Below are 26,223 nucleotides of genomic sequence, written 5' to 3' on the forward strand. Positions count from 1 at the left end.
TGTCACACTTGAGGGGTGGCAGCCGAGGACGTGGTGATCGGCTCCCGGTTCGTGATCCCGGGAGCCGAGTTGAACGAGCGCTTTTCGCGGTCGTCCGGTCCCGGTGGGCAGGGCGTGAACACCACGGACTCGCGGGTCGAGCTGTCCTTCGACGTCGCTTCGTCGCCGTCGATCCCGGACCACCTGCGTGACCGGGTGCTGGACGGGCTCGGCTCGCGGCTGGTCGACGGCGTCCTGACGATCGCGGCGAGCGAACACCGCTCGCAGTTGCAGAACCGTGAAGCGGCGCGAGGCCGGCTGGCGAACCTCCTGCTCGAAGCGTCGGCCCCGCCGCCGGCCAAGCGGCGCCCCACGAAACCGTCTCGCGGTTCGAAGGAGCGCCGCCTGGCGTCGAAGAAGCGCCGGAGCGACGTGAAACGTGGCCGCTCCGGCCGCTTCGAGGACTAGCTCAGCGAGAGGTGCACGCACTCACCCGCCGGCCGGTAGCCGACGCGGGCGTAGACGTTCCCGATCCCCAGGTCACCGGGGGTGAGGAACGCCGTGCGCGCGCCGGCCTCGTGGACCTCGCGGGTGAGGTGCGCGGTGAGCGCCGCGGCGATGCCGCGCCCGCGGTAGGGCTCGAGAACGGCGATCCCGGCGATCTCGGTGGTGCCGTCGACGATTTCGAGCGCCAGCCCGCCACCGACGACCACCCCGGTGGCGGCCTCCTCCGCCAGGAGGTGGCGCACCCCGGTGTCGATGCCGGACTTCAGCTCGTCGACCTCTTCGTCGCCGATCTCGGCGGGTTCGCCGAACGCCGTGTTCTGCGCCTGCCGCATGCGCCGGAAGTCCTCACCGGCCTCCGGGACCCGCAACCGGATGCCCGCCGGGACGGGCCGATCGATCCGACCCGCGGCGGTGCAGGTCATCAACGGCACCCGCCGTTCGAGCGTGTACCCCGCCTCGACCAGCCTGTTCTCCAGGTCGGGGGCGACGTCGGTGAAGTACTCCAGCCGCGGGAGCAGGTTCCGCCGCCGGTACGCCTCGGTCAGCGCGTCGATCTCGGCCGCCGTCGGCTTCGCGCCGTCGTCCGGGATCGCGTAGTTGAGCATCGGGTGCGCCGTACCCGATGAGTAGGTCGCGAGGAACGGGCCGACCTGTTCGGTCGCCCGGCCGCGCGGCGCCGTCTTGCGGACATACGTCTGGATAGCGGACATTGCTGGGTTTGAGCCTTTCGAGAGCACGGCAAGGAACCGCAGCCGTGAACGGGCCTGCGGGCCGAACGCTGGGCGTCGGGCCTAGCGGGGGCCGACGCCGGAGACGGCGCCAGGCATAGGCGGTCATTCCTTGACTCGAAGGGCTCTACCGAGCCAGTTTCGCACGGCCCGCAACCGGATTGCTGGCGTTCCGGGTGCGAGATGGCGGCGTAGCGCGCGTCCTCGCAGATCGTCCGGCGGGGCGCCGGAATCACCGGCACGGGCGTCGAGCGCGCGCCACCCGCGGCGGCTGAGGGCCGCGCCGAGCGTCGCGCCCGCCGTGTTCAGCAGGACGTCGTCGGTCGACGTCACGCGGCCGGGTGTGGATCAGATATTGCGTACCTTCCACCAGCACCGATGCGATCGACGCGGCGAGCGTGACCCGCAGCAGGGCGCGCAGGCGGCGCACCCGCAGGGCCGGCAGCGCACCGAGCGGGCACAGCAGCAGGACGTTGCCGATCACCTGCCAGAGGGAACCGTCGCCGCCGAATGCCGCGGTCAGATCGGCGCCGGGCACGAGGTCGAGCGTGCTCTCGGCGGAGTCGCCGATGGGCATGGTGACCAGGCAAAACACCAGGAAGGCGACGAGGCAGGCGGCGCAGTCGACGCCGGCTGTCGCGGTCGCGTAGCGGACGGGAAGTCTTCTGCGGCGCCGGGCCGCAAGTCGACTCGGCAGTCCGAGGGGCCGCAGTATTCGGTGATCTTTCCGGTGGCGCGGCGGGGCTTTCCGTGGTTCGGTCAGGAGGCGAACTGTCCACAGTGGAGGCTGTGGACAACCCTGTGGATGAATTCGGGGAGTTTGTGAGGAACCCTTACTTCACAACGTAAATCCGCGAAGCTGCCCTGTGTACTACTTGGCGGCCAAGTCGCGCGCCTGCTCGAGCAGGGCCTGCAGGTGGAGGCCGCGCCGGACGTCGCAGGGGTGGGCCGTGGTGCCGCTCGCGATCATCGCCGCGAAGTCGTCCAGCAGCGCGGTGTAGGACTCCTGCGCCGAGCCCGGTTTGCGCCCGAGGGTCCGGTAGCCGTGTTGACCCCAGACGGCGACCTCGACGACGGTCGGCTGCACCGGGAGCCGCAGCGAGAGCGTGGCGGTGCTGACCACGCCGTCGTCGTGGGCCAGCATCAGGTGCCAGAGGTCGCCCGGGCTCTGCCGGGCCGCCACGACCTCGGTGATCGGGCCGAGCGCGGCGTCCAGCAGGTCGAGCGCGTGCGGGCCGATGTCGAACAGCGCGCCGCCGTCGTCCTGGCGCCACTCCGACGTCGCGTACTGGCCGCCGAGCAGGGCGCCGGACAGCCAGCGCGCGCCGCCGCCGGCCCAGCCGCCCGCCTGGGCGAGGCCGGCGAGCCACTCCTGGGTCTGCGCCGAGAACCGCAGGGTCAGCACGACGAGCGCGGCGACGTCCGCGGCCGCGACCGCGTCGGCGAGCCGCTGCGCGCCGGCCAGGTCGGCGGCGATCGGCTTCTCGAGGATCAGGTGCTTCCCCGCTTCGGCCGCGCGCACGCCCAGCTCGGCCTGAACTGCGGGTGGCACGGCGAGCGCGACGGCGTCCACCTGTTCGAACAGCTCCTCGACACTGCTCGCGGTGGCCGCGCAGTGCGTGTCCGCAAGCGCTTGCGCCGCCTCCGGCCGCCGGGCCCAGACCGCGGTGAGCGCCGTGCCGGGGTGATCCGCCAGGCCGGGCGCGTGCACCGTCGCCGCCCACGGGCCGGCGCCGATGAGGCCGACGCGCAGCTGTCCGTCCGCGATGAGCTGTCCCACGGCCCGCAGTCTAGGTGTGTCCCGCGTCGCGCCGGAACCGACCTTCGCGGGGCGCCGACGTGGATAAAGTGCCTGCATGATCGCCGTGCTGTCCCGCCTCTTCGCCGTCTGTGTGTTCCTGCTGGCCACCTGCTTCGCCGGGGCCGCGCCCGCGTCGGCGACCGGCACCGAGGGGTCGTGCCCCGAGGGCGGCGGCGTCACGGTGGTCGTCGACTTCGGTGACCTGGGCCCGCAGCCTCTGGTCCGCTGCGCTCCCGGCACACCCGCGAACGGCGTCGCGGCTCTTCAGGAGGCCGGGATCGAGGTCGCCGGCTCGCAGAAGTACGGCCTCGCCGTCGCCTGCCGGATCAACGGCAAGCCCGGCCCCGACGTCGAGTCCTGCGCGGGCATGCCGTCGGCCACGGCGTACTGGAGCTACTGGCACGCACCCGCCGGCGGGTCCTGGACGTCGAGCACGGAAGGCGCGCAGACGGCGAAGCCGGTGCCGGGCGGGTTCGAAGGCTGGGCGTTCGCGCGGCCGAAGTCCGCGAACGACCTGCCGTCGCCGCCGCGCGTGGCGCCGGTGCGGCAGGCCACGACCGCCACCCCGGACGTCTCGGTGGGCGGCAGTTCCTTCCCGTGGGGCCTGGTGCTCGGGGCCGTCGTGATCGTGGTGGTCGGCGGCGCGGGCGTGTACGTCGCGGTGCGCCGTCGGCGTGCGAAGTAGGGCGCTGCACCCCGGCGCCTGGTGGGCCTGGGCGCTCGCGCTGGCCATCGCCGCCAGCCGGACCACGAACCCGCTGCTGCTCGGCCTGATCATCGCCGTCGCCGGGTTCGTCGTCGCGAACCGGCGGGGTGACGCGCCGTGGGCGCTGGCGTTCCGGCTGTACGCCTACGTCGGCGCGCTGATCGTCGCGTCGCGCGTGCTGTTCCGGATCCTGATCGGCGGCGAGGAAGGCGGGCACGTGCTGTTCGCGCTACCGCAGATCCCGCTGGCCGCCGGGGTGTCGTTGCTCGGGCCGACGTCGGCGGAGGAGCTGCTCGGCGGGTTCTACGACGGCCTGCGGCTGGCGACGATGGTCGTGTGCGTCGGCGCGGCGAACGCCCTCGCCAACCCGAAACGCCTGCTCAAGGCGGTTCCCGGCGCGTTGTACGAGGTGGGCACGGCGGTCACGGTGGCGTTGACGGTGGCGCCGCAGCTGGTCGAGAGCGTGCACCGCGTGCGGCGGGCCCGGCGGCTGCGGGCCGGCCGGACTCGCGGCCTGCGGGCGGTCAAGGGCATCGTGGTCCCGGTGCTGGAGGACGCGATGGACCGGTCCCTGCGGCTGGCGGCCGCGATGGACTCCCGGGGCTACGGGCGCCGGGCGTACCTGAGCGCCGGTCTGCGCGTGCTGATCGCTTCCTGCGTCCTGGCCGGGCTGGCCGGCGTGTGCGTCGGCGTCTACGGCGTGCTCGACGGGACGTCGTCGTGGCTCGGCGTGCCGCTGCTGGCGGCCGGGCTGGCCGTGGCCGTCGTCGGGTTCGTGCTCGGCGGGCGGCGCGTGCGGCGGACGGCGTACCGGCCCGATCCGTGGCGGTGGCCGGAGACGCTGGTCGTCCTGGCCGGGGTCGGGGCGTGCGTGCTGCTGTTCGTTTCCGCGCGGGTCGATCCGGGGAACCTCTACCCGTCGCTGAGTCCGCTGCGCTGGCCCGAGGTCTCGCCGGTCCACGCGTTGTCCCTGCTGGTCGCGGTGCTGCCGGCGTTCGTCGCGCCCCCGCCCCCTTCGTCGGAGGTCGTCCGGTGATCGAGTTCTCGCGGGTCACCGTGACCTACCCCGATGCGGCGCGTCCGGTGCTTTCGGACGTCTCCCTGCAGGTCGAGGAGGGTGAGCTGTGCCTGGTCGCCGGGCCGACCGGGGCCGGCAAGTCGACGTTCCTCGGCGCGCTCAACGGGCTCGTTCCACACTTCACCGGCGGGCGCCTGGCCGGCCGGGTGCTCGTCGACGGTCTGGACACGGCGTCGTACCCGCCCCGTGAACTGGCGTCGGTCGTCGGCGTCGTCGGGCAGGACCCCCTCGCGGGGTTCGTGACCGACACCGTCGAGGAGGAACTCGCGTACGCGATGGAGCAGCTCGCGGTGCCGCCGGACGTCATGCGCAAGCGCGTCGAGGAAACCCTGGACCTGCTGGGGATCGCGGAGCTGCGCAATCGTCCACTCCGGACGCTCTCGGGCGGGCAGCAGCAGCGCGTCGCGATCGGCTCGGTCCTGACGGCCCACCCCCGGATCGTGGTGCTCGACGAACCGACGTCGGCGCTGGACCCGACGGCCGCCGAGGACGTGCTCGCGGCGATCACCCGGCTGGTGCACGACCTCGGGACGACGGTCGTCGTCGCGGAACACCGGATGGAGCGCGTCGCGCAGTACGCGGACCGGCTGCTGTACCTGCCGGGCGACGGTTCGGTGCGGTCCGGGCCGCCTTCGGAGATCCTGGCGACGTCCGAGATCGCGCCCCCGATCGCCGAGCTGGGGCGGCTGGCCGGGTGGTCGCCGCTGCCGCTGTCGGTCCGCGACGCCCGGCGGGTCGCCGGGCCCCTGCGGTCGCGGCTCTCGGAATTGTCGGTGGTGGGTTCTACTCTGTCGGTGACCGGTCGAGCACTGGATGTGAGAGGGGTGGTGGTCCGATACGGAGATGTCCTGGCGGTGCGCGGGGTCGACCTGCGTGTCGGACCGGGGGAGATAGTCGCGCTGATGGGACGCAACGGCTCCGGCAAGTCGTCGCTTCTCTGGGCGGTGCAGGGCAGCGGGCCGAGGTCGACGGGGAAGGTCGACGTCGGCGGCGCGGATCCTGCGTCGCTCAAGCCGAAAGCGGCCCGTCGGCGCGTGGGGCTGGTCCCGCAGACCCCGGCCGACCTGCTGTACCTCGATTCGGTCGACGCCGAGTGCGCACAGGCCGACGCGGAGTCCGAAGTACCGGCAGGCACGGCCAGGGCGTTGCTGGACCGGCTCGCCCCCGGGATCGCCGGTGAAGCGCACCCCGGCGACCTCTCCGAAGGGCAGCGACTGGCGCTGGTGCTGGCGGTCCAGCTGGCGGCGGCCCCGCCGGTCGTCCTGCTCGACGAGCCGACCCGCGGCCTGGACTACCACGCGAAGCGGCGCTTCGCCGCGATCCTGCGAGAGCTGGCCTCGCAGGATCGGGCGGTGCTGCTGGCCACCCACGACGTCGAGTTCGTGGCCACGGTGGCCCACCGCGTAGTGGTGATGGCCGAGGGTGAGGTGGTCGCGGACGGCCCGACGAAGGAGGTGATCGTCGCCTCCCCGGCGTTCGCCCCGCAGGTGGCGAAGATCCTGGCGCCGCAGCAGTGGCTGACGGTGGACGAGGTCGCGGAAGCGCTGGCATGAGAACGATGACCGACTTCCCCGGCCCGCCCGGCGATGGCTGGCGTGTTCGATTGGCCGATCAACCGCCGGCCGGCGGTGCCATCCGGCGCGTGGCTGCGTCGCGGGAGGTTGCGGCATGACCAGCTTCCTCGGGCCGCCGGCCCGTGCGGTCCGCGTCACCCTTCGGCCCGCGCTGGTCCTCGGCACGGCCACCGTCCTTGGCCTGGCCATGTTCTGCTGGCCGCTCTTCGCCCACCCGCAACCCACCGCGGCCGCCCACACGGCGGATGCCCCCTTCGTCTTCATGGCGACCCTGCCGGTGCTGATCCTCGTCGTCCTGGCCGAGCTGTCCCGCGGCGGCATCGGCGCCAAGGCGCTCGCCCTGCTCGGCGTGCTCTCGGCGGTCAACGCCGGCCTGCGGCCGCTCGGCGCGGGTACCGGCGGCATCGAGCTGGTGTTCTTCCTGCTCGTTCTCGCCGGACGCGTGTTCGGGCCGGGCTTCGGGTTCGTGCTCGGCTCGACGTCGTTGTTCACGAGCGCGCTGCTCACCGCCGGTGTCGGGCCGTGGCTGCCGTTCCAGATGCTTGCGTCGTCGCTCATCGGGCTCGGGGCCGGGCTGCTCCCGCGCAGACCGCGCGGTAAGGCGGAGATCGCCGTGCTCGTCGCGTACGGCGTCTTCGCGGCCTACTTCTTCGGGCTCCTGATGAGCCTGTGGTCGTGGCCGTTCCTCGCCGGCACCGGCACCCAGCTCAGCTTCGTGCCCGGCGCGCCCCTGCTGGAGAACCTGCACCGGTTCGCGGCGTACACGATTCTCACGTCGACGCTCGGCTGGGACACCGGCCGCGCGGTCACGAACGCCGTCGCGATCGTTCTGCTCGGGCCGGCTGTCCTGGCGGTGCTGAGGCGCGCCGCCAGGCGGGCCGCCTTCGAGGCGCCCGTCGAGTTCGACCGGAGTCAGCTGTAGGAGTAGAAGCCGCGGCCGGTCTTCTTGCCGAGCAGGCCAGCGTCCACCATGCGCAGCAGCAACGGCGGCGACGAGTACAGCGGCTCCTTGAACTCCGCGTACATCGAGTCCGCGATGGCCTTGATGGTGTCCAGGCCGATCAGGTCGGACAGCCGCAGCGGGCCCATCGGGTGGGCGGTGCCCAGCTCCATGCCGCGGTCGATGTCCTCGGCCGAGGCGAAGCCCGACTCGATCATCCGGATCGCCGAGAGCAGGTACGGCACCAGCAGCGAGTTCACGATGAACCCGGCGCGGTCCTGCGAGCGGATCACGGTCTTGCCCAGCGCCGTCGTCGCGTGCTCCTCCGCGCGGCGGGCGGTCTCCTCGCTGGTCAGCAGCGACGGGACCAGCTCCACCAGCGGCAGCACCGGCACCGGGTTGAAGAAGTGGATGCCGACCACCTGCTGCGGCCGGCTCGTCGCCATGCCCAGCTTCATGATCGGGATCGACGACGTGTTGGACGCGAACAGCGCGTCCTCGGCCTCGACGATCTTGTCCAGCTGGCGGAAGACGTCGACCTTCGCCTGCTCCTGCTCGAGGATCGCCTCGACAACCAGTTCGCGGTCGGCGAACTCGGCGATGTCCGTCGTGAACCGGAGCCTGCCGAGGGCCGCGTCGGCGTCCTCGGCGGTGAGCTTGCCGTTCTTGACGCCGCGTTGGAGCGACTTCTCGATGCGCGCCTTGCCCGCGTCGAGCGCCGGCTGGTTCACCTCGGTGATCACGACGTCCAGCCCGGCCCGCGCGTGCACCTCGGCGATGCCGGAACCCATCAGTCCCGCCCCGACGACTCCAACCCGACTTACCACCGGCTCACTCCTTCATCGCTTCGCAGCCCGCGCACGCTTTAGTGAAAAGCTTTGGGCAGCACGCAGCGCGCGAGGGCGGTGACCGGAGGTGTTCCGGCTACGCCCTCGCGCGGTTACGCGTGCTCAACGACGGTACTCGTCGTACCCGTCGTCGTACGGGTCTTGTTCCTCGCTGTCGGACTCCTCGTAGTGACTACTCGAGGAATTACTCGACAGCTCGCGCTGCAAAGCATCGAAGTCGGTCTCGTGCGAGCTGTACTTGAGCTCACGCGCCACCTTCGTCTGCTTGGCCTTAGCCCGGCCGCGCCCCATGGCTCGACCCCCTCGCACAGGGGCGGGGCGGCCGGGGGAATCGGCGGCCCCGCATCGTCTCGACAATTCTTTCCTGCTCACACCGTACCGTGTCCGGGGGGTTGGATGCGACGTGGCACGGTGTGCCGGTGGTGACAGTGTTCGCCGGACACCGGTTACCGGCCGGTCGGTGGCGATCGGCGCAGGTAGGCGTGCCACGATCTACCCGTGCTCCGTCCCTTCGCGGCCTACTTGCGGGTGTACGAACCCCTGCTCGCCCTGGGCGACCCGCCGGACGAACGGCTGCGTGCGGCCGTCGCGGCGGCCAAGCTGCGGCGGACGGACGCGGGCGCGCGCGAGCAGGCCATGTGGCTCAAGTCACAGGTCGCCGCGCCGCGGCGGCTGCTGCCCGCCGAGCTGGCCGACGGTCGTCCCGCGCCGAGCCTGCTGACCGACGTCCTGGTGCTCGACCCCGCGGAAGTGCCCGGCGGCAAGGCCGCGCACGGTCCGCTGGTCTGCCCCCTCGAACTGCGGGCCCGCTCGGCCGCGGCGCTCGTCACCTTCCTGGGTGACGCCCATCCGGCGCTGAAGAACGTCGTCATCGACGAGGGCGGCTTCACCCAGGAGACGATCCGCGCCCGGACGAAGTCGGCGATGGCGGACCTGTCCACGACGGCGGCGCACACGCTGTCGACCACCTGGACCGTCCCGCTGCCGTGGTTCGTGCTGATCGAACCGGACGAGCGACGGCTCGTCCTCGGCAGCGGCCGCGACGACCCGAAGCGCGAGCTGTCCTGGCGGACCACCCTCGCCGACGCGCAGCACCGGGCGCGCGAGGCCGGCGAGCTGCTGGAACAGACCTTCGGCGATTCGGGGCCGGGCCGCGTGCTGTTCGAGACGCGGCGCTGGCTGGACAACTTCCACGCGGACTCGGTGGTCGAGCTCGACTACGGCGGCCTGGTGCAGCTCTTCGCGGACCCGATCCTGGAAGCCGACAACACGGCCGACGAGGTGCACGACATCCTGGACGCGCTGCGCTCGGGCAACGTCGAGGAGCTGGCCGAACTGTTCTCCGACCTGCGCGAGTTCTGGGGCGACCTGGCCGCCCGCGAACGCTCGAACTAGCTGCGCCGCCAGCCGGACCCGAAACTGTCGGTGCCCGCCAGTAGCGTGAAATATCGGGGGCTGCTCAGCCCTGGAGCTCCGGAACCGGGGGCTGCTCAGCCCCGGAGCTCCGGAACCGGGGGCTGCTCAGCCCCGGAGCTCCGGAACCCGGACCTCGCCGACCGGGCGACCGCCGCCGAGAACGGAACCGTGGGCCAGGTCGTTCAGGCCGGACACGTCGACCCCCAGGTACCGCAACGCCTCGACCGCCAGCGGGGCGCACGCCCGCTTGTTGCCGTCGTCGATCTTGAGCGCCACCGCGAAGCCGTCCGGCAGGGCGAACGCCTGGACTCCCTCGGCGCCGCCCTTCGCCACCAGACCGTCCACCGCGGACATCAGCTCCGTGTCCTCGCGCCCGGTGCCCGCGACCAGCCACGGGTTCGCCCGCATCGCCGACGCCACCGCCGAAGACGGCCCGTCCGCCGCGCTCGCGAGCCGGCCGAACGCGCGCGCCAGCGCCGTCAGGGAGAACGCGAAGAGCGGGGCGCCGCAGCCGTCGACGCCCGTGTGGGCGATCGGCTCGCCGGTCAGCTCGGTGACGACCGCGGCGATCGCCTGTTGCAGGGGGTGGTCCGGCGCCTCGTACCCGGACACCGGCCAGCCCGCCCGGACGCAGGTGGTCAGCATCGCCGTGTGCTTGCCGGAGCAGTTCATCGTCACCCGCCGGGGCTCGGCGGCGTCGCGCATGCTCGGGACGTGCAGCGGGAAGTCCGGCGGGCACGCGAGGTCGTCTTCGCGCAGGCCCGCCGCGTCCAGCAGTTCGAGGACCCGTTTGACGTGCCCGGGCTCGCCGGAGTGGGACGCGCAGGCCAGCGCGAGGCTTTCGCCGGTGAAGTCCAACCCCGCCCGCAGCATGCCGACGGCCTGCAGCGGCTTGTTCGACGAGCGCGGGAAGATGGGCGAGGAGACGTCGCCGAGGGCCAGCCGGACGCCGCCGTCCGGGCCGGTCACCACCAGCGCGCCGCGGTGGGCGCTTTCGACGAAACCGGAGCGGACGACCTCGGCGAGGACGGGGTTGGTCACTGCCCCTCGCCGCGCCCGCGTTCGCTCTCGAGCAGCTCGTCCACAGTGGCCGAACCCTGCTGGTAGCGCTTCGCGATCTCCGCGTTGAGCGTGTCCATCACCCCTTGGACCTCGCGCCGGAAGGACGACACCGACAGCTCTTCGCTGGCGTAGGTGTCCAAAGCGGAGGCGAGCTTCTCGTCCGACAGGGACTCGACGTCGGTCAGGTCCGTGTCGCCGATCAGGGCTTCGGCGTGCCGACGGTGCTCCCCGGCCCGCGACGGCTCGAGCTGCTGGTGCCGTCCGGAACCCGCGGCCGGGCCCAGTGCGTTGTCGGCGAGGATCGTGGCCAGCTGGTCGACGATGCTCGACTCGCCGCCGGAGCTGCGTCGCGCCTGCTCCGCGCGGACGATGTCGATCCGGGCGTGCAGGAGCCGGCGCAGGTAGGACAGGTCCGTCTCTTCCTGCGCGGCTTCGTCGCGCCGCTCGCGCAGCACCTTCAGCGGCAGTTCACCCAGGCCGCTGAGGTACCCCGGGCCGAGCACGCGGTCGATCCGCCGCCTGCCGCCGGGCCGCACTTCGATCACAGCGCAGTTTATCCCGGTTGAGCGTGATCTCGCTGTCAGGGGCTTTTGTTCAGCCACGAAGTTGCGCGGCCGCCGTGCGCCCCGGCGCGGGCAGTTCCGACGGCACGGAGTCGGGGTCGATCGCGGCCTGGACGAGGCTGTCGGGGTTGTCTTCAGCCCCGGTCAGCAGCTCCGCACCCACCGGCGTCGACCGCTTGACCAGGGCCAGCGCGATCGGGCCGAGCTCGTGGTGCTGGATCACGGTGCCGATCCGGCCGACCGTCCGGCCGTCGAGCAGCACCGGGTCGCCGGTCTCCGGCGTGACGTCCGGCGAGCCGTCGAGGTGCAGCAGGAGCAGGTTCCGCGGCGGACGGCCGACGTTGTGCACCTTGGAGACGGTCTCCTGGCCGCGGTAACAGCCCTTCGCGACGTGCGCGGCCGAGCCGGCCCAGCCCACTTCGTGCGGGATCGTGCGGTCGTCGGTGTCGACGCCCAGCCGGGGCCGCAGCGACTCGACGCGCAGGGCGTCGAACGTCCAGCTGCCGGCCGCCCGGGCACCCGCGTCGGTGAGCCGCTGCCACCAGCCGAGCAAGTCGGAGCGCGGCACCGCCAGGTCCACGCTGGACCGGCCGGGCCACGGCATCCGCCGGGCGAAGCCGCCACCGGGCAGCGCCGCGACCGCGTACGGCTCCGGGCCGACCTCGGCGCCGGCCGCGCTCAGCACGCGCTCGGCGTCCGGGCCGAGCACGGTGAGCAGCGCGAGCTCGCCGGTCGCGTCGCGGATGTCCACCTTGGACCAGAACTTCATGGCCTCGAGGTATTCGCGCAGCGTCTGGGGGCCGCCCTTGGGCAGCGCGCTGGTGACGCTCGTGCCCGGGTCCGTGTCGAGGTAGACGGTGCCGCCGAGGTGTGCGACCACCATGTGCGTCTCGACGCGGCCCTGGCTGTCGAGGACCAGCGCCTCGGTGCCGGAGCCCTCGGCGAGCCCGGTCACGTGCTGCGAGATCACCAGGTGCAGCCACGAGAGCCGTTCTTCGCCGGTGACGGCGAGGAATTCGCGGTGCGACCGGTCGATCACGACCACGCCGCGCGAGGCCGTGCGCTGCTCCGCGAACGGGTCTCCCCAGTGCCAGGGGACACCGGCCTCGGGGTGGTCGTCGGGCGAGGGAATGGATCCGGGCACGTCCAGCAGCGGCGAGCGGTACGGCATACCTCCCAGCCTAGGTGAGTACCGTGTCGGCATGCGCGTGCTCGTCTTCCTCGACGGAACCCCCGCCGACCCCGACGCCGCCCAGATCCGGGTGGACGACCTCGGGCTGATGCGCGGCGACGGCGTCTTCGAGACGATCCTCGTCGTCGGCGGCCGGCCCCGGGAACTGCGGCCGCACCTCGAGCGGCTGGCCCGCTCGGCGGCGATGCTCGACCTCCCCGCGCCGGACCTCGCCGCCTGGGAACGCGTCGTTTCGCTGGTGCTCGAAAGGTGGGCCGGCGGCCCCGAAATGGTGCTGAAACTGGTGTACACCAGGGGATCCGACGGCGACCCGGCCGCCGTGCCGACCGGCTTCGCGCTCGGCTCCGAGGTCGCGCCGTCGATCTTGCGGGCCCGTGCCGAAGGCGTCGCCGCGATCACCCTGGAACGCGGTTTCCCGCCGGACCTCGCCGAGCGCGCTCCGTGGCTCCTGCTCGGCGCGAAGCCCCTGTCGTACGGCGTGAACATGGCCGCGCTGCGCGAGGCCGGCCGCCGCGGCGCCGAAGATGTGATTTTCACCGCCGCCGACGGATCGGTGTTCGAAGGACCGACGTCGACCGTGGTGCTCGCGAAGGGGCGGACGCTCTACACGCCGCCGCCGAGCATCGGCATCCTGCCGGGCACGACCCAGGCCGCGCTGTTCCGCGGCGCCGAGAAGGCGGGCTGGGCGGTCAAGGTCGAGCCGTTGACCGTCCGCGACCTCGTCGAGGGCGACGGCGTCTTCATGGCGTCGAGCGTGCGCAAGCTGACCCGGGTCCACACGCTCGACGGCGAGCGGCTGCCCGACTCGTCGGCCGTGTACGCCGAGCTGGTGGCGGCCTACGAAGCCGAGTACGCCTGACCCTGGCTGATCCGGACGACGGCGGGGGCGACCTCTTCCGCGTGGTAGGCGGCGATCTTGTGGTGGCCGTCGATGATCAGGTCGCGTTCGCCGGCGGCCAGCACCACCGCGACCGGGCGGTGGCCGGTGCGGATCGCGGTCCGGTAGTAGCCGACGCGGGCCTCGTCGGACGGCGGCCAGGCGTCGGTCGGGGTGAGCTCCTGGTCGTCCGGCAGCCGCTCCGGGCCGCTCACGCGGTAGTCGCCGTCGACGAGCAGGTCGAGGACCGGGCCGAGCGTGGTCGCCAGCGGACGGCGCAGCTGCCCGGTCGCGAGGGCGATCCGCAGCGACTGGGGCAGCTCCGCCCGCACCCGCGTGTTCACGTCGAGGAAACCCGTGCCACCGCTGATCGTCACCTGTTCCACGCCTATCAGGACGGGCGACGGCGCGACATGGTTCCAGCCCCTACCCGGACGGGTGCACGGCGTGACCCGGGTCTCACCCGCGTGGCGGTACAGCCGGTTCAGGAGGGCCGGAACCGCACCCGGGTGCCCGGCCGGGCCTGGGCGAGCGCGCCCAGCACTGCCGTCCGCACGACGGCCGCCACGGGGTAGCCACCGGTGGTCGGGTGGTCGGCGAGGAACACGACCGGCAGGCCGTTCGGCGGCACCTGGATCGCGCCGGTGACGACCCCTTCGCTGGGCAGTTCGCCCTCGCGGGAACGCCGCAGCGGCGTCCCGTCCAGCCGCAGGCCGACGCGGTTCGAGTCGGCCGTCACCGTCCACCACGCCGAGAGGCCGCGGGCGGGTTCGTCCAGCCAGTCGTCGCGCGGGCCGAGGCTCACCGGGACGACGAGTTCGCCGGGCGCGGGACTGGGGACGACGACGTCCGCGCCCGCCGGGATCCCGGTCGCGGCACCGAGCGGGAGCACGTCTCCCGCCTGCAGCGGCGACGGGCCGATGCCGGACAGGACGTCCCGCGACCGGCTGCCCAGCACCGGCTCGACGTCGATGCCGCCGGAGACGGCCAGGTAGCAGCGCAGCCCGGCGGACGGCGTGCCGAGGGACAGCGTCTGCCCGGCTCGGACCGGCACGGGCGTGTGGGAGCCGACCGCGCGGCCGTCGACGCGGACGTCGACCGCCGGGCCGGTGACCGCGACCGTCGCCGCCGCTGTGAACCGGACCGACAGGCCGCCGAGCAGGGCTTCGATGCCCGCCGCCGCTTCGGGGTTGCCGGCGAGCCGGTTCGCCAGGCGCAGCGAACCCGCGTCCAACGCACCGGACGGCGCGACGCCGAGGTGCGCGTAACCCGGCCTGCCGAGGTCTTCCACCAGCGCGTACCGCCCCGGGTCGAGCACCTCGACCGTCCTCATCGGACGCTCCGGAAGCGGACGTGGTCGCCTGGCGCGAAGAGCGCCGGCGGGTCGGCGCGCGGGTCGAACAGCGTCGCCGTCGTGTGCCCGAGCAGCCGCCAGCCGCCCGGGGACTCGCGCGGGTAGACGCCGGTGAACTCGCCCGCGAGCCCGACCGACCCGGCCGGGACGCGGGTGCGCGGGGACTCCAGCCGCGGCTGGCGCAGCGGGTCCGGCAGGCCGGTCAGGTAGCCGAAGCCGGGCGCGAACCCGGTGAACGCCACCGTGTAGACCGCGCCGGTGTGCAGCTCGACGACGGCGTCCGTGGACAGCCCGGCGTCCTGCGCGACCAGGGAGAGGTCTTCGCCGTCGTAGTGGACGTCGAGGGTCACTTCGCGCGGATCGCCGGCGGGCGGGTGGGACAGATCGGCGTCCTCGAGCAAGGCGCGTACCGCCGCCACGTCCCCGACGACCAGCAGGCTGCGCGCACCGGGCACGAGGTCGACGACACCTTCGGGCCGCGACGCGCAGACGGTGGCGTGCGCCGCCCGCATCTGCTCGAGGGAGTCGCAGTCGAGCAGGGCGGCGTCCTCGCCACACCGCCGCCAGCGCACGGACGTCAGCCGACGACGCGGCGCAGCAGGGCCGAGGAGTGCGGCTGCATCTCCTGGCCCACCATCGCGCGCTCCTCGACGTAGCCGAGGGAGCCTTCGATCAGGCCGTACAGCCGCTGGGCCGCGGTGACGTCCTTCGCCGTGGCCGTGCGGATCACCGCGTCGGTGCCGAGCTCCCAGGACGTCTGGTTCCGCGGCTTGCCGTAGTACAGCTCGACGATGCCGGTGTTGTGCGTGAGCAGCAGCTCGATCGTGTCGTCCTCCTGCGGCCGCCAGAACCCGGACTCGCGGGCGGCGGGACGGATGACGTTGCCGTCGTCGTCGAGCAGCCACGCCCGGGACTCGTGGATCAGGAACGGGCGGCCGTCGTGCGAGATCGTCAGCTGCTGCGCGAACTTGCGGGGGCCGTCGATGGTCGGGTAGTCGACCTCGCCCTCACCGCGCCACACGCCGACGAGCGGCAGCAGCGCGAGGCAGGCGTCGTTGAGGTTCGGCCCCTCGCGCAGGTTCGCGGTGTCGTTGGGGATGGGCAGGTCGTCCCACAGCGGGAGGTTGCGCGTGCGGGTGCTCTCCGCGCGCACCTCCGCTGCCGCGATGGCTTCGTCGCCGCTGGCGGTCATGGGTCAGCGCTGGTCCGCGTAAAGCCGGTAGACGACGTACACGGCGAACCAGGTGATCGCGATGCCCGCCAGCACCAGCAGGGTCGTAAACAGGATTTCCACGGCTGGCAGCTTAGTCCGCGACCCGCCGCGTGGCCCGGCCCAGGGTCACTGCGGTGAGCACTGTCACCGCCATGGCCAGGTGCAGCCCGCTCGAAAGCGTGAAGGCCACCTCGCGGGAGTCCCGCGCGGTGGCCTTCACGAACCGTGAAGCTCAGCCGACCGAGATGGCCAGCTGGTGCAGGCCGGGGCCCTCCGCCGTGACGGAGGCTTCGCCGTTGCCGGTGCGGTGCAGCGCGCGGACGGTCCAGTCGCCCGGTGCCGCGTAGAAGCGGAAGTCGCCGTCGGCCGACGAGACGACCTCGCCGGTGAAGTCGCCGCCGCCGTCGAGGAGCCGGACGAACGCGCCGCCGATCGGCCCGTCCGCGCCGGTCACCTTGCCGGCCAGAACGACCTGGCCCTTCGTGTCGAAGTCCGCCGGCGTGGCCTCCTGGACCGGTGCGCCGCAGCTGTCGTCAACCGCCATCACTTAGCTCCCAACTCGACCGGCACGCCGACGAGCGAGCCGTATTCCGTCCACGAACCGTCGTAGTTCTTCACGTCCTCGTAGCCCAGCAGCTCGTGGAGCGCGAACCACGCGATGGAGGAGCGCTCGCCGATGCGGCAGTAGGCGATGGTGCCCTTGCCCTCGTCGATGCCCTCGTCCTTGTAGAGCTCCCGGATCTCGTCCTCGGTCTTGAAGGTGCCGTCCTCGTTGGCGACCTTCGCCCACGGCACGTTCAGCGCGCCGGGGATGTGGCCCGGGACCTGGGACTGCTCCTGCGGCAGGTGCGCCGGGGCGAGCAGCTTGCCGGAGAACTCGTCGGGCGAACGCACGTCGACGAAGTTCTTCGCGCCGATCGACTGGACGACCTCGTCGCGGAACGCGCGCAGCGAGGTGTCCTGGTCCTTGGCCTGGTAGTTCGTGGCGTCGCGCTTGACCTCGTCGGAGTTCAGCTCACGGCCGTCGAGCTCCCACTTCTTGCGGCCGCCGTCGAGCAGCTTGACCTTGTCGTGGCCGTACAGCTTGAAGTACCAGTACGCGTACGCGGCGAACCAGTTGTTGTTGCCGCCGTAGAGGATGACGAGGTCGTCGTTGGAGATGCCCTTCTCCGACAGGAGGCGCTCGAAGCCCTCCTTGGAGACGAAGTCGCGGCGCACCCCGTCCTGCAGGTCCTTCCGCCAGTCGAACTTCACCGCGCCCCGGATGTGGCCGGCGTCGTAGGCGGTGGTGTCCTCGTCGACCTCGGCGAACACGACGCCGGGGGTGTCCAGGTTCTCCTCGGCCCACTGGGTGGTGACCAGGACGTCTTCACGGCTCATGAGAACAGAACTCTCTTTCTGGGGTCGAACACAGCGGCGCGAAGCGCCTTCCGTTGAGGGTGGTGGCGGGGGCATGGACGGACTTCAGGACGACGCGCGGGCGGGGCTGAAGCGTTTGATCAGCAAGTACATTTCGCAGCCGAGGCAGAAGTTGAAGGCCGCGTTGAGGAAGGCCGCGAACAGGGCGAACGCCGTCGCGACGATGCCGAGCGGGACGATCCCGACGGCGAAGCCGACCGTGCCGACCAGGGCGAACACGAACCCGACGGCCTGGGCGAACCGCAGCGGGGCCGCGTCCTCCCGCTCGTCGGTCGGGCCGAGGCGCGGGGCCACGAGGGCCCGGTACACGATCGAGTAAGGCGCCGGCTTCAGACCCACGAACGCGCCGATGGCGAACACGACGGTCTGGATCGCCAGCAACGGCCACCACTCGGTGACCAGGACGACCGCGAGCACGATCGTGGTCAGGATGGCGGCGAACCGCGGGCCTCGCGGGTCGACGGCCGGTCCGGCGGACATGGTTCCTCCAGCTGGAGCTCCAGGGGGTGCGTGCGAACGGCACGCGTCAGCGGCATCAGGGCTGGGCTGGGACCGGACGTGGTTCAGCGCCGGTCGGACTGAGCGCGACACAGGCTGCTGCGGACGCGGCAGAGGTCGACTGCGCGTCGCTGCGTCAAGAAGGTGGTCAGCCCGGTCACGGGTGCGAGGGTACCCAGAGCTCCCTCACAGTGGGAACCACGTTCATACCTTGGGACGATTCCCGATTTCTGGGACAACGCCCTGGTCAAGACGTCCGAGTCGTGAGATGCGGACGCAGCGCGTCCAGCAGTTCGGGGCCCTTCGGGACGCCGCCGACGCGCAGCAGCTCCCGGCCGTCCGGGGTCAGCGCGATCGTGGTCGGCGTCCGCAGCACGGACAGCGACTGCGCCACCTCCGGCTGGTTCGTCACGTCGAGTTCGACGTGGTGCAGGCCGGCGGTCCGCTCGGCCAGCGGCGCGAGCACGGCCTTCGCGTGCCGGCAGGGCGCGCAGAAGGTGGTGGAGATCTGGACCAGCGTCACCGCGGACGCCGGGTCGAGCGCGGCGGTGACGGGGGCGGGCAGCTCACGGGCGGGTTTGGCGTCGCGCACCCGGCCGTTGCGAGCGCGCAGCAGCGCGCCGACGGCCGCGGCGGCCACCAGCGTCGCCACGAGCACCCACAGCCCCGTCACCGGCGCTCCTCACTTGCTCAGGTCCGCGAAGGACACGTTCGTCGCTTCGCCCTTGATCGTGACCGATCCGCTCTGCACCCGCACGCCGGTCGGGGTGACCGACAGCGGCAGGTCCTTCGTGTTGATCGAGGCACGGAAGTTCGGCATCAGCGCGTTCTGCACTGCCTGGGGAACGACCGTGGTCTCCTGGTCATTCCCGAACTGGAGCCGCTTGGGGACGAAGTTGATCGTCCCGCCCTTCGCGTCGGCCTCGATCATCGCGAAACAGAAGATTTCCAGATCCTTGCCCGCGAACTGAAGGTGTCCCGAAATGCGGACACCCGTGCTCGACTCGTCCTGGGGTTGGCCTTCGGTGGTCGTGGTGGTCGGCGTCGGCTCGCTCTGGCCGGCGTCGCCGTTCTCGACGTACTCGCTGCTCGACGGCTCGATCCGCAGGTCCTTGATCTTGTCCAGCGGCGCGACGCGGCTCAGGTCGGCGGCCTTGATGGTGACCGAGCCGGTCAGCTCGCCGATCGTGATCGCCTTCGTGTTGCCCGCGGTGAGGTCCGACAGCGGCGCCGTCACGTTCTCCAGCTCGGCGTTCACCGCCACGTCCTGCAGCTTGCCGGCGACCGGGACGCCGGCGGCCGACACGCTGATGTGACTGTAGTCACCGCCGAGGGCCTGCGTGAGGAACGGGAAGCCGTGGATCGTGACCGACGGGTCGTCGCTCAGCTGCAGCTGCGTGCGCACCTTCTGCGAGATCATGTGCTCGGCGTACGCCGCGGCTCCGAAATCCGCACCGACCAGCAGCAGCACCAGGACGACCAGGGCGATCACCCACCGCCGCAGCCGGCGTCCGCGGCGCCGCGCGTCCGGCCTCGGTGCGGGTCGGTCGTCCCGGGCTACGGGCCTGCTCACCATCGCGTCCGTACTCCTGTTCGTCGGGGGCACCGGGGTTTCTCCAGGTGTGATCGATCCAGCAAGGGTTAGGTGCCCGGCCGTTCAGCCGCTATTCTCACTTAGCACCGGCAAACGCCACCGTGAGGCGACGACTTGTGAAGGCGGTGCGGCTCATGAGCCTGGACCTTCTGGTACTGACTGCGGAAGCCGACGCCACCTCGGTGCTCCCTGCGCTGGACCTGCTGCCGCACACCGTACGCGTCCGCGCTCCCGAGGTGACCGCCCTGCTCGACGCGGGCCACCGCGACGTGATCCTCCTCGACGCCCGCAGCGACCTGGCCTCGGCGAAGAGCCTCTGCCGGCTGCTCAAGGGCACGGGTGAGGACGAGGCGTCCACCCCGATCATCGCGGTCGTCGGCGAAGGCGGCCTGGTGGCGGTCAGCGCCGAGTGGCGCACCGACGACATCCTCCTGCCCACCGCGGGCCCGGCCGAAGTCGACGCCCGGCTGCGGCTGGTGACGACCCGCGACGGCGGCTCCCAGCAGGTCGACGCCGAGCTGCGGGTCGGCGAGCTGGTGATCGACGAGGCGACGTACACCGCGCGCCTGCGGCGTCGCACGCTGGAGCTCACCTACAAGGAGTTCGAGCTGCTCAAGTACCTCGCGCAGCACGCGGGCCGGGTGTTCACCCGCGCCCAGCTGCTGCAGGAGGTCTGGGGCTACGACTTCTTCGGTGGCACCCGCACGGTCGACGTGCACGTCCGGCGGCTGCGCGCCAAGCTCGGCCCGGAGCACGAGCAGATGATCGGCACCGTGCGCAACGTCGGCTACAAGTTCGAGCGGCCCGCCAAGGGCACCGCGCCGCGCCCGGGCGTGCCCGCGCAGGCGACCGCCGAGGCCCCGGCCGACACTCCCGAACTGGCGCACTAGTCCCCTTCCGCTGACCAAGAGACGTGTCGCACAACCTTCGCGTTGCGTCGCGCCCGGGTACGGTCGCAGGGTGAGCGGAGACGGCGAGTGGCGCCAGGAACTGGACGAACAGCAGCTCGAGGACGTGCGGGGGCTCCTGCTGGCCGTGCGCGAGGCGGACGGGCGGCCCGAGGTCGAGGCCGAGGGGCCGCTGCCCGGTGAGTTCGACGGCGGCGAGCACCTCGTCGCCTGCGTCGAGGGCGAGGTCGTCGGCTACGCGCACGTCGACACGACCGGTGACTCCTTCGGGCACCAGGTCGCCGAGCTGTTCGTGCACCCGGCCCACCGCAACCGCGGTTACGGCGCGAAGCTCCTTCAGGCCCTCGACGAGCGTGCCGCCGTCGGCTTCCGCGTCTGGGCGCACGGCGACCACCCGGCGGCCCAGCGGCTGGCCTTGAAGAGCGGCCTCGAGCGCAAGCGCGAACTGCTGATCCTGCACACCACCGTCGAAGGCGCGGACTGGCCGGAGCCGGTGCTGCGCGAGGGCGTCTCCCTGCGGACGTTCGTGCCGGGCCAGGACGAGGACGCCGTCGTCCGGGTCAACGCGCGGGCCTTCGACTGGCACCCCGAGCAGGGGGCGCTGACCGCCGACGACGTCCGGGCCGACGAGCGGCGGCCCTGGTTCGACCCGGAGGGCTTCTTCCTCGCCGAAGAGCACGGCGAGGTCATCGGCTTCCACTGGACGAAGGTGCACGAGCCGACGCCGGGCCGGTTCGGCGGCGAACGCGTCGGCGAGGTGTACGTCGTCGGGGTCGACCCGGCGGCGCAGGGCGGGGGGCTCGGCCGGGCGCTGACGCTGGCCGGGCTGCGGTACCTCGCGAGCCGGGGGCTGCGGCAGATCATCCTGTACGTCGAGGGCGACAACGCGCCGGCGCTGGCGGTCTACACCAAGCTCGGGTTCGCGCGTCACGAAACCGACGTCCAGTACGGTCGGTGACCACGGTGGACACCGTGCGAGCAGTTCGTCACTGAGTGCGAACGCGCAGGTCACGGCCGGGACACGGCACTCTCTCCGGTCAGTAGCACTGCTCACATCGGCGGCCTTGTTCACTTTGCGTTCATCTGGACAGGGGTGACCGTCCACCAGGGCTGCCTAATGTCCGGATCCGGCGCGGCAGCACAGCCGCGACAACCCGGTCAAGCTCCTGATGGAGGAAACAGCAGTGAAGATCATGCGGCCCCTGAGCGCGGTGGGCATCGTCGCGAGCGCCGCCCTCGTGCTCGCCGCCTGTGGTACCGACCCCGCGGCGACCAACAGCAGCGGCTCGAACTCGGCTTCGGCGCCCGCTGCGACCGGCACCGCCGACGTGGAGTGCGGTGGCAAGAGCCCGCTGTCCGCGGAAGGGTCGTCGGCCCAGAAGAACGCCATCGACATCTTCACGCAGCAGTACAGCAAGAAGTGCGCCGGCCAGCAGGTCAACTACAACCCGAGCGGTTCGGGCGCGGGCGTCAAGCAGTTCAACGCCAACCAGATCGACTTCGGCGGCTCGGACTCGCCGATCAAGGACGCCGACGCCGCGGCCGCCAAGGCCCGCTGCGCCAGCGACGCCTGGAACATCCCGCTCGTGGTCGGCCCGATCGCGGTCGCCTACAAGCTGTCCGGTGTGGACAAGCTGACGCTGACCCCGTCGGTGACTGCCAAGATCTTCAGCGGTGGCATCACCAAGTGGAACGACCCGGCCATCAAGGCGGTCAAGGGCAACGAGAGCCTGAACCTGCCGGACAAGGCCATCCAGGTCGTCTCCCGCGCCGACGAGTCGGGCACCACCGACAACTTCCAGAAGTACCTCGGCGCGGCGGCGAAGGCCGACTGGACCAAGGGCGCCGGCAAGAAGTTCAACGGTGGCGTCGGCAACGGTGCGCAGGGCTCCAACGGTGTCGCGACCGCGGTGAAGGCCTCCGACGGCGGCATCACCTACGTCGAGGGCGCGTTCGCCAAGGACGGCCTGACCCCGGCCCTCATCGACAGCGGCTCCGGCGGCGTCGAGCTCAGCGCGGCGAACGTGGCCAAGTCCCTCGACGCGGCGAAGTTCCTCAACGAGGGCTCGAACGACCTCGCGCTCGACCTCAACGGCATCTACGCCAGCAACACCCCGGGTGCCTACCCGTTGCTGCTGACGACCTACGAGATCGTCTGCTCGAAGTACGCGAACCCGGACGTCGCGAAGGCCGTCAAGGCGTTCCTGACGGTGGCGGCCACGGACGGTCAGCAGCCGCTGTCCGCCAAGGGCTACGTGCCGATCCCGCAGTCGCTGCAGACCAAGGTCCTGACCGCCGTCAAGGCCATCTCCTGAACCGGCGTTGCGACTGAGATCCGAGTGATAGAGGCTGGTCAGAAGTAGCTGATGAGCGAGTCATCCTCGACGCGAACGCCCACCGGCGACCCCGGTGGGCGTTCGTCGTCCGCCACGACGCCCCCGGAGGTCCCGATTTCGGAGCAGCCAGGCTCCCCGGCGGTGCCGCAACCGCCCGCGAGCGACAAACCGAAGAAGGTGCGGCCCGGTGACCGCATCTTCCAGAACCTGACCACCGGGGCCGGGATCTTCGTCGTCGCCCTGATCGGCCTGATCGGGCTCTTCCTGCTCATCCAGGCGATCCCGGCGCTGCAGGCCGACAAGGCCAACTTCCTGTTCAACCACGGCTGGTCGACCAGCGACCCCGCCAACATGTCGTTCGGCATCCTCGACCTGCTCGAGGTGACCGTGGCGACGTCGGTCGTGGCGCTGATCATCGCGATGCCGGTTTCGCTGGGCATCGCGCTGTTCCTGACCCAGTACGCGCCTAAGCGGCTCGCGCGGCCGTTCGCGTACGTCATCGACCTGCTCGCCGCGGTGCCGTCGATCATCTTCGGTCTCTGGGGCATCCTGGTGTTCGCGCCGGCCATCGAGCCGTTCTCCCAGTGGATCAACACCACGTTCTCGTGGTTCCCGCTGCTGGCGCCCGGCAACGTCGCGCCGAGCGTGCGCGGCACGATCTTCACCGCCGGCATCGTGCTGGCCGTGATGATCCTGCCGATCATCACGTCGCTCTCGCGCGAGGTCTTCGAGCGCACGCCCACCCCGCACATGGAGGGCGCGCTCGCGCTCGGCGCCACCCGGTGGGAGGTCATCCGCACCACCGTGCTGCCGTTCGGCAAGGCCGGCTACATCGGCGCGTCCATGCTCGGCCTCGGCCGCGCGCTCGGCGAGACGATCGCCCTGGCCGTCATCCTGCTGATCCCGCAGGGCAAGAACTTCGACTGGAGCCTCTTCGACGGCGGTGCCACCTTCGCCTCGAAGATCGCCGCGAACTACAGCGAGTTCAACAACGAGATCTCGGCCGGCGCGTACATCGCGGCCGGCCTGGTGCTGTTCGTGCTCACCTTCCTCGTCAACTTCGCCGCGCGCTCCGTCATCGGCAAGAAGGGGGACTGAGCATGTCCACCACCTCGCTCGAAGCCCCGGCGACCACGCCCGCGTTCCAGCAGGTCAGCCTGGCCCGCAAGGTCAAGAACGGCATCGCCACGGCCCTGGTCTGGCTGTCGTTCCTGATCGCCGTCGTCCCGCTGGTGTGGGTGCTCTACACGGTGGTCGCGAACGGCATCAAGCGCATCCCGTACACCAACTGGTGGTCGCAGGACCTGGGCAACTACCTGTCCGACGAGGTCGGCGGCGGTGTCCTGCACGCGATCATCGGCAGCCTGCTGCAGGGCCTCGTCTGCGCGGTCATCGCGGTGCCGATCGGCATGCTCGTCGCGATCTACCTCGTCGAGTACGGCCGGGGCAAGCTCGCGAAGGCCACGACGTTCATGGTCGACATCCTCTCCGGTGTCCCCTCGATCGTCGCCGCGCTGTTCATCTACGCGCTCTGGATCACCACGTTCGGCCTGCCGCGCAGCGGGTTCGCGGTGTCGCTGGCCCTGGTGCTGCTGATGATCCCGGTGGTCGTCCGCTCGTCGGAGGAGATGCTGCGGATCGTCCCGGACGACCTGCGCGAGGCTTCCTACGCACTGGGCGTGCCGAAGTGGAAGACGATCATGAAGATCGTGCTCCCGACGGCGATGTCCGGCATCGTCGGCGGCGTCATGATGGCCCTCGCCCGCGTGATGGGCGAGACCGCGCCACTCCTGGTCCTGGTCGGCTACTCCGCCTACACGAACTGGGACATCTTCAGCGGCGAACAGGCGGCGCTCCCGCTGTTGATGAACAACGAGCGCGTCACCAACTCGATGGACCCCGGCTCGGTCGGCTTCGACCGGATCTGGGGCGCCGCACTGACCCTGGTGCTCATCATCGCGCTGATCAACCTCCTCGCCACCGTGTTCGCGCGCCTCGTCGCCCCGAAGAAGAAGTGAGCTGTTCCTGATGGCCAAGCGAATCGACGTCAAGGACGTGGACATCTACTACGGCAAGTTCCACGCCGTGGACGGTGTCACCCTCTCCGTGCCGCCGCGCAACGTCACCGCGTTCATCGGCCCGTCGGGCTGTGGCAAGTCGACGGTGCTGCGCACGCTCAACCGCATGCACGAAGTCATCCCCGGTGCCCGCGTCGACGGCCAGGTGCTGCTCGACGGCGAGGACATCTACGCGTCGGCGGTCGACCCGGTCCAGGTGCGCCGCACGATCGGCATGGTTTTCCAGCGCCCCAACCCGTTCCCGACGATGTCCATCAAGGACAACGTCGTCGCGGGCCTGAAGCTGGGCGGCACCAAGGGGAAGAAGACCCTCGACGACATCGCCGAGCGCGCCCTGCGCGGCGCGAACCTCTGGAACGAGGTCAAGGACCGCCTCAACAAGCCGGGCGGCGGGCTTTCGGGCGGTCAGCAGCAGCGGCTCTGCATCGCCCGCGCGATCGCGGTCCAGCCGGACGTGCTGCTGATGGACGAGCCGTGCTCGGCGCTGGACCCGATCTCGACGCTGGCGATCGAGGACCTGATCGGCGAGCTGAAGAAGGACTACACGATCGTCATCGTGACGCACAACATGCAGCAGGCGGCCCGGGTTTCCGACCAGACGGCGTTCTTCAACCTGGCGGGCGTGGGGCAGCCGGGCCGGCTGGTGGAGCTCAACGACACGGAGAAGATCTTCTCCAACCCGGACGAAAAGGCCACGGAAGACTACATTTCCGGTCGCTTCGGCTGAGTTGTCGTTGGAGTGGAAGGCCTTTCCCGCCGGCGCTCGGGGCCGGCGAGGAAGGCCTTTCTTCTTTGTCCATTGTGGAGCAAAAGAAAAGCCCCCGGCGGCGGCCGGGGGCTTTCTCGTCGGGGGACTCAGATGTCGTCGTCCGAGCCGTAGCCCGGCATCTTCCCGGTGACCACGAAGATCATCCGCTTCGCGACCGACACCGCGTGGTCGGCGTAGCGCTCGTAGAACCGGCCCAGCAGGGTGACGTCGACCGCCGCCGCCACGCCGTGGGGCCATTCGCGGTCCATCAGGACCGTGAACAGGTGGCGGTGGATGTCGTCCACCTGGTCGTCGTCGGACTCGAGCGTCTTCGCCGCTTCGACGTCCTTCGTCTTGATGACCTGCTCGGTCTGGCGGGCCAGCTTCACGGCCACCTCGCCCATCTCGGCGAAGTACGGCCGCACCGCGTCCGGCAGCACCGGCTCCGGGTGACGGCGGCGCGCGGCCTTCGCCACGTGCAGCGCCAGGTCGCCCATCCGCTCCAGGCTCTCCGCGGCGTGGATCGCCGCCAGCACCGTGCGCAGGTCGGTCGCCACCGGCGCCTGCAGGGCCAGCAGCGCGTACGCCTGCTCCTCGCACTGGGCGCGGGCGTCGTCGACCTTGGCGTCGTCGCTGATCACCTGCTCGGCGAGACTGAGATCGACCTCCAGCAGCGCCCTGGTGGCGAGCTCCATGGCCTCGGCGACCTGGACCGACATCGCGGCCAGGTGGTCGGCGAGCTGTTCGAGTTCGACATGGTAAGCCTCACGCATGGCCCAACCCTACGGCCAACCGTGACCAAAT

General features: G+C 71.3%; 32 protein-coding genes. 13 read left to right on the forward strand and 19 right to left on the reverse strand.

Annotated elements, in window-relative coordinates; translation table 11 throughout:
* Nucleotides 1–30 precede the first annotated feature (30 nt).
* Nucleotides 31–447 carry an alternative ribosome rescue aminoacyl-tRNA hydrolase ArfB gene (gene arfB / locus ACH54P_RS31170; protein WP_489916736.1) on the forward strand — a complete coding sequence of 139 codons (417 nt, stop codon included), beginning with the start codon at nucleotides 31–33 and terminating at the stop codon, nucleotides 445–447.
* On the opposite strand, the gene ACH54P_RS31175 is transcribed toward arfB, so the two are convergent.
* The 3 genes from ACH54P_RS31175 to ACH54P_RS31185 all read right to left on the reverse strand — a co-directional run bounded on the left by ACH54P_RS31175 (nucleotide 444) and on the right by ACH54P_RS31185 (nucleotide 2,994).
* Nucleotides 444–1,196 (reverse strand): GNAT family N-acetyltransferase, encoded by a 753-nt coding sequence (locus ACH54P_RS31175; protein WP_489906891.1) that lies wholly within the window; start codon nucleotides 1,194–1,196, stop codon nucleotides 444–446. The genes arfB and ACH54P_RS31175 overlap by 4 nt on opposite strands.
* Before the next feature lie 250 nt (nucleotides 1,197–1,446).
* Nucleotides 1,447–1,791, reverse strand: a complete 345-nt coding sequence (locus tag ACH54P_RS31180; RefSeq protein WP_489906892.1) for a VanZ family protein — start codon at nucleotides 1,789–1,791, stop codon at nucleotides 1,447–1,449.
* Nucleotides 1,792–2,085: 294 nt separating this feature from the next.
* Nucleotides 2,086–2,994: a Gfo/Idh/MocA family protein gene (locus ACH54P_RS31185; RefSeq protein WP_489906893.1), complete on the reverse strand. Its 909-nt coding sequence runs from the start codon at nucleotides 2,992–2,994 to the stop codon at nucleotides 2,086–2,088.
* A gap of 76 nt (nucleotides 2,995–3,070) precedes the next feature.
* Between ACH54P_RS31185 and ACH54P_RS31190 the strand changes: the two genes are divergently transcribed.
* From ACH54P_RS31190 to ACH54P_RS31205, 4 genes are all read left to right on the forward strand, one after another.
* A complete protein-coding gene (locus ACH54P_RS31190; protein WP_489906894.1) occupies nucleotides 3,071–3,700 on the forward strand; it encodes a hypothetical protein in 630 nt (209 codons plus the stop codon).
* Entirely contained in the window at nucleotides 3,690–4,757 is a 1,068-nt protein-coding gene (locus ACH54P_RS31195; protein WP_489906895.1) for a CbiQ family ECF transporter T component, read from the forward strand. Before ACH54P_RS31190 ends, ACH54P_RS31195 begins: the two co-directional genes overlap by 11 nt.
* The gene (locus ACH54P_RS31200; RefSeq protein ID WP_489906896.1) at nucleotides 4,754–6,352 is read left to right on the forward strand and encodes an ABC transporter ATP-binding protein; all 1,599 of its coding nucleotides are present in this window, start codon (nucleotides 4,754–4,756) and stop codon (nucleotides 6,350–6,352) included. Before ACH54P_RS31195 ends, ACH54P_RS31200 begins: the two co-directional genes overlap by 4 nt.
* 115 nt (nucleotides 6,353–6,467) lie before the next feature.
* A complete protein-coding gene (locus tag ACH54P_RS31205) occupies nucleotides 6,468–7,295 on the forward strand; it encodes an ECF transporter S component family protein (protein WP_489906897.1) in 828 nt (275 codons plus the stop codon).
* Here ACH54P_RS31205 and ACH54P_RS31210 read toward each other — a convergent pair.
* Together ACH54P_RS31210 and ACH54P_RS31215 are read right to left on the reverse strand one after the other, a co-directional pair.
* Entirely contained in the window at nucleotides 7,286–8,140 is an 855-nt protein-coding gene (locus tag ACH54P_RS31210) for a 3-hydroxybutyryl-CoA dehydrogenase (protein WP_489906898.1), read from the reverse strand. The genes ACH54P_RS31205 and ACH54P_RS31210 overlap by 10 nt on opposite strands.
* A 123-nt stretch (nucleotides 8,141–8,263) precedes the next feature.
* Complete coding sequence (locus tag ACH54P_RS31215) at nucleotides 8,264–8,452, reverse strand: DUF3073 domain-containing protein (RefSeq protein WP_489906899.1); 189 nt, start codon at nucleotides 8,450–8,452, stop codon at nucleotides 8,264–8,266.
* Between the two features lie 207 nt (nucleotides 8,453–8,659).
* Here ACH54P_RS31215 and ACH54P_RS31220 point away from each other — a divergent pair, with 207 nt between their 5' ends.
* Entirely contained in the window at nucleotides 8,660–9,556 is an 897-nt protein-coding gene (locus ACH54P_RS31220; protein WP_489906900.1) for a DUF8083 family protein, read from the forward strand.
* Nucleotides 9,557–9,682: 126 nt separating this feature from the next.
* Here the strand turns inward: ACH54P_RS31220 and ACH54P_RS31225 are convergent, their stop codons facing one another.
* Genes ACH54P_RS31225 through ygfZ form a run of 3 tightly spaced genes read right to left on the reverse strand, consistent with a single transcriptional unit; the run spans nucleotide 9,683 to nucleotide 12,373 of the window.
* Nucleotides 9,683–10,618, reverse strand: a complete 936-nt coding sequence (locus ACH54P_RS31225; protein WP_489906901.1) for an asparaginase — start codon at nucleotides 10,616–10,618, stop codon at nucleotides 9,683–9,685.
* Complete coding sequence (locus ACH54P_RS31230) at nucleotides 10,615–11,184, reverse strand: RsiG family protein (RefSeq protein WP_489906902.1); 570 nt, start codon at nucleotides 11,182–11,184, stop codon at nucleotides 10,615–10,617. The genes ACH54P_RS31225 and ACH54P_RS31230 overlap by 4 nt, the downstream gene beginning before the upstream one ends.
* Before the next feature lie 49 nt (nucleotides 11,185–11,233).
* A complete protein-coding gene (ygfZ, locus tag ACH54P_RS31235; protein WP_489906903.1) occupies nucleotides 11,234–12,373 on the reverse strand; it encodes a CAF17-like 4Fe-4S cluster assembly/insertion protein YgfZ in 1,140 nt (379 codons plus the stop codon).
* Nucleotides 12,374–12,404: 31 nt separating this feature from the next.
* Here ygfZ and ACH54P_RS31240 point away from each other — a divergent pair, with 31 nt between their 5' ends.
* Complete coding sequence (locus tag ACH54P_RS31240) at nucleotides 12,405–13,253, forward strand: aminodeoxychorismate lyase (RefSeq protein WP_489906904.1); 849 nt, start codon at nucleotides 12,405–12,407, stop codon at nucleotides 13,251–13,253.
* On the opposite strand, the gene ACH54P_RS31245 is transcribed toward ACH54P_RS31240, so the two are convergent.
* The 10 genes from ACH54P_RS31245 to ACH54P_RS31290 all read right to left on the reverse strand — a co-directional run bounded on the left by ACH54P_RS31245 (nucleotide 13,232) and on the right by ACH54P_RS31290 (nucleotide 19,331).
* The gene (locus tag ACH54P_RS31245) at nucleotides 13,232–13,657 is read right to left on the reverse strand and encodes a hypothetical protein (protein WP_489906905.1); all 426 of its coding nucleotides are present in this window, start codon (nucleotides 13,655–13,657) and stop codon (nucleotides 13,232–13,234) included. The genes ACH54P_RS31240 and ACH54P_RS31245 overlap by 22 nt on opposite strands.
* A gap of 98 nt (nucleotides 13,658–13,755) precedes the next feature.
* Nucleotides 13,756–14,604: a 5-oxoprolinase subunit C family protein gene (locus ACH54P_RS31250; protein ID WP_489906906.1), complete on the reverse strand. Its 849-nt coding sequence runs from the start codon at nucleotides 14,602–14,604 to the stop codon at nucleotides 13,756–13,758.
* Nucleotides 14,601–15,197 carry a 5-oxoprolinase subunit B family protein gene (locus tag ACH54P_RS31255; protein ID WP_489906907.1) on the reverse strand — a complete coding sequence of 199 codons (597 nt, stop codon included), beginning with the start codon at nucleotides 15,195–15,197 and terminating at the stop codon, nucleotides 14,601–14,603. The genes ACH54P_RS31250 and ACH54P_RS31255 overlap by 4 nt, the downstream gene beginning before the upstream one ends.
* A gap of 5 nt (nucleotides 15,198–15,202) precedes the next feature.
* Nucleotides 15,203–15,817, reverse strand: coding sequence for a heme-binding beta-barrel domain-containing protein (locus ACH54P_RS31260; RefSeq protein WP_489906908.1), 615 nt, complete (start codon nucleotides 15,815–15,817; stop codon nucleotides 15,203–15,205).
* Nucleotides 15,818–15,929: 112 nt separating this feature from the next.
* On the reverse strand, nucleotides 15,930–16,058 hold the full coding sequence (locus ACH54P_RS31265) for a hypothetical protein (protein ID WP_489906909.1): 129 nt from the start codon (nucleotides 16,056–16,058) through the stop codon (nucleotides 15,930–15,932).
* 12 nt (nucleotides 16,059–16,070) lie between these two features.
* Nucleotides 16,071–16,382, reverse strand: a complete 312-nt coding sequence (locus ACH54P_RS31270) for a DUF1416 domain-containing protein (RefSeq protein WP_489906910.1) — start codon at nucleotides 16,380–16,382, stop codon at nucleotides 16,071–16,073.
* Nucleotides 16,382–17,218: a sulfurtransferase gene (locus tag ACH54P_RS31275; RefSeq protein ID WP_489906911.1), complete on the reverse strand. Its 837-nt coding sequence runs from the start codon at nucleotides 17,216–17,218 to the stop codon at nucleotides 16,382–16,384. Before ACH54P_RS31275 ends, ACH54P_RS31270 begins: the two co-directional genes overlap by 1 nt.
* An 84-nt stretch (nucleotides 17,219–17,302) precedes the next feature.
* On the reverse strand, nucleotides 17,303–17,737 hold the full coding sequence (locus ACH54P_RS31280; protein WP_489906912.1) for a DUF4395 domain-containing protein: 435 nt from the start codon (nucleotides 17,735–17,737) through the stop codon (nucleotides 17,303–17,305).
* 265 nt (nucleotides 17,738–18,002) lie between these two features.
* Nucleotides 18,003–18,428, reverse strand: a complete 426-nt coding sequence (locus ACH54P_RS31285; protein ID WP_489906913.1) for a TlpA family protein disulfide reductase — start codon at nucleotides 18,426–18,428, stop codon at nucleotides 18,003–18,005.
* Between the two features lie 9 nt (nucleotides 18,429–18,437).
* A complete protein-coding gene (locus ACH54P_RS31290) occupies nucleotides 18,438–19,331 on the reverse strand; it encodes an LmeA family phospholipid-binding protein (RefSeq protein WP_489906914.1) in 894 nt (297 codons plus the stop codon).
* Nucleotides 19,332–19,483: 152 nt separating this feature from the next.
* Between ACH54P_RS31290 and ACH54P_RS31295 the strand changes: the two genes are divergently transcribed.
* The 6 genes from ACH54P_RS31295 to pstB all read left to right on the forward strand — a co-directional run bounded on the left by ACH54P_RS31295 (nucleotide 19,484) and on the right by pstB (nucleotide 25,398).
* Nucleotides 19,484–20,239, forward strand: coding sequence for a winged helix-turn-helix transcriptional regulator (locus ACH54P_RS31295; RefSeq protein WP_489906915.1), 756 nt, complete (start codon nucleotides 19,484–19,486; stop codon nucleotides 20,237–20,239).
* Nucleotides 20,240–20,309: 70 nt separating this feature from the next.
* Entirely contained in the window at nucleotides 20,310–21,215 is a 906-nt protein-coding gene (gene mshD, locus ACH54P_RS31300) for a mycothiol synthase (RefSeq protein WP_489906916.1), read from the forward strand.
* Between the two features lie 226 nt (nucleotides 21,216–21,441).
* Nucleotides 21,442–22,572: a phosphate ABC transporter substrate-binding protein PstS gene (gene pstS, locus ACH54P_RS31305; RefSeq protein WP_489906917.1), complete on the forward strand. Its 1,131-nt coding sequence runs from the start codon at nucleotides 21,442–21,444 to the stop codon at nucleotides 22,570–22,572.
* 198 nt (nucleotides 22,573–22,770) lie between these two features.
* Nucleotides 22,771–23,691 (forward strand): phosphate ABC transporter permease subunit PstC, encoded by a 921-nt coding sequence (gene pstC, locus ACH54P_RS31310; RefSeq protein ID WP_489916738.1) that lies wholly within the window; start codon nucleotides 22,771–22,773, stop codon nucleotides 23,689–23,691.
* Nucleotides 23,692–23,693: 2 nt separating this feature from the next.
* Nucleotides 23,694–24,611 carry a phosphate ABC transporter permease PstA gene (pstA, locus tag ACH54P_RS31315; protein WP_489906918.1) on the forward strand — a complete coding sequence of 306 codons (918 nt, stop codon included), beginning with the start codon at nucleotides 23,694–23,696 and terminating at the stop codon, nucleotides 24,609–24,611.
* 10 nt (nucleotides 24,612–24,621) lie between these two features.
* Entirely contained in the window at nucleotides 24,622–25,398 is a 777-nt protein-coding gene (gene pstB / locus ACH54P_RS31320; RefSeq protein WP_086862623.1) for a phosphate ABC transporter ATP-binding protein PstB, read from the forward strand.
* A 128-nt stretch (nucleotides 25,399–25,526) separates the two neighbouring features.
* Here pstB and phoU read toward each other — a convergent pair whose 3' ends face one another.
* A complete protein-coding gene (phoU, locus tag ACH54P_RS31325; RefSeq protein ID WP_489906919.1) occupies nucleotides 25,527–26,192 on the reverse strand; it encodes a phosphate signaling complex protein PhoU in 666 nt (221 codons plus the stop codon).
* Nucleotides 26,193–26,223: the final 31 nt, after the last annotated feature.

This window comes from Amycolatopsis sp. N2S4-7 (assembly GCF_058119595.1).

What these genes read in the sequence shown, in the direction of transcription:
- ACH54P_RS31175 (WP_489906891.1), bottom strand. Translation starts at nt 1,196, where the DNA reads ATGTCCGCTATCCAGACGTATGTCCGCAAGACGGCGCCGCGCGGCCGG.
- ACH54P_RS31180 (WP_489906892.1), bottom strand. Translation starts at nt 1,791, where the DNA reads ATGCCCATCGGCGACTCCGCCGAGAGCACGCTCGACCTCGTGCCCGGC.
- ACH54P_RS31190 (WP_489906894.1), top strand. Translation starts at nt 3,071, where the DNA reads ATGATCGCCGTGCTGTCCCGCCTCTTCGCCGTCTGTGTGTTCCTGCTG.
- ACH54P_RS31205 (WP_489906897.1), top strand. Translation starts at nt 6,468, where the DNA reads ATGACCAGCTTCCTCGGGCCGCCGGCCCGTGCGGTCCGCGTCACCCTT.
- ACH54P_RS31215 (WP_489906899.1), bottom strand. Translation starts at nt 8,452, where the DNA reads ATGGGGCGCGGCCGGGCTAAGGCCAAGCAGACGAAGGTGGCGCGTGAG.
- ygfZ (WP_489906903.1), bottom strand. Translation starts at nt 12,373, where the DNA reads ATGCCGTACCGCTCGCCGCTGCTGGACGTGCCCGGATCCATTCCCTCG.
- ACH54P_RS31240 (WP_489906904.1), top strand. Translation starts at nt 12,405, where the DNA reads ATGCGCGTGCTCGTCTTCCTCGACGGAACCCCCGCCGACCCCGACGCC.
- ACH54P_RS31250 (WP_489906906.1), bottom strand. Translation starts at nt 14,604, where the DNA reads ATGAGGACGGTCGAGGTGCTCGACCCGGGGCGGTACGCGCTGGTGGAA.
- ACH54P_RS31260 (WP_489906908.1), bottom strand. Translation starts at nt 15,817, where the DNA reads ATGACCGCCAGCGGCGACGAAGCCATCGCGGCAGCGGAGGTGCGCGCG.
- ACH54P_RS31270 (WP_489906910.1), bottom strand. Translation starts at nt 16,382, where the DNA reads ATGGCGGTTGACGACAGCTGCGGCGCACCGGTCCAGGAGGCCACGCCG.
- ACH54P_RS31275 (WP_489906911.1), bottom strand. Translation starts at nt 17,218, where the DNA reads ATGAGCCGTGAAGACGTCCTGGTCACCACCCAGTGGGCCGAGGAGAAC.
- ACH54P_RS31280 (WP_489906912.1), bottom strand. Translation starts at nt 17,737, where the DNA reads ATGTCCGCCGGACCGGCCGTCGACCCGCGAGGCCCGCGGTTCGCCGCC.
- ACH54P_RS31290 (WP_489906914.1), bottom strand. Translation starts at nt 19,331, where the DNA reads ATGGTGAGCAGGCCCGTAGCCCGGGACGACCGACCCGCACCGAGGCCG.
- ACH54P_RS31295 (WP_489906915.1), top strand. Translation starts at nt 19,484, where the DNA reads ATGAGCCTGGACCTTCTGGTACTGACTGCGGAAGCCGACGCCACCTCG.
- pstA (WP_489906918.1), top strand. Translation starts at nt 23,694, where the DNA reads ATGTCCACCACCTCGCTCGAAGCCCCGGCGACCACGCCCGCGTTCCAG.
- pstB (WP_086862623.1), top strand. Translation starts at nt 24,622, where the DNA reads ATGGCCAAGCGAATCGACGTCAAGGACGTGGACATCTACTACGGCAAG.
- phoU (WP_489906919.1), bottom strand. Translation starts at nt 26,192, where the DNA reads ATGCGTGAGGCTTACCATGTCGAACTCGAACAGCTCGCCGACCACCTG.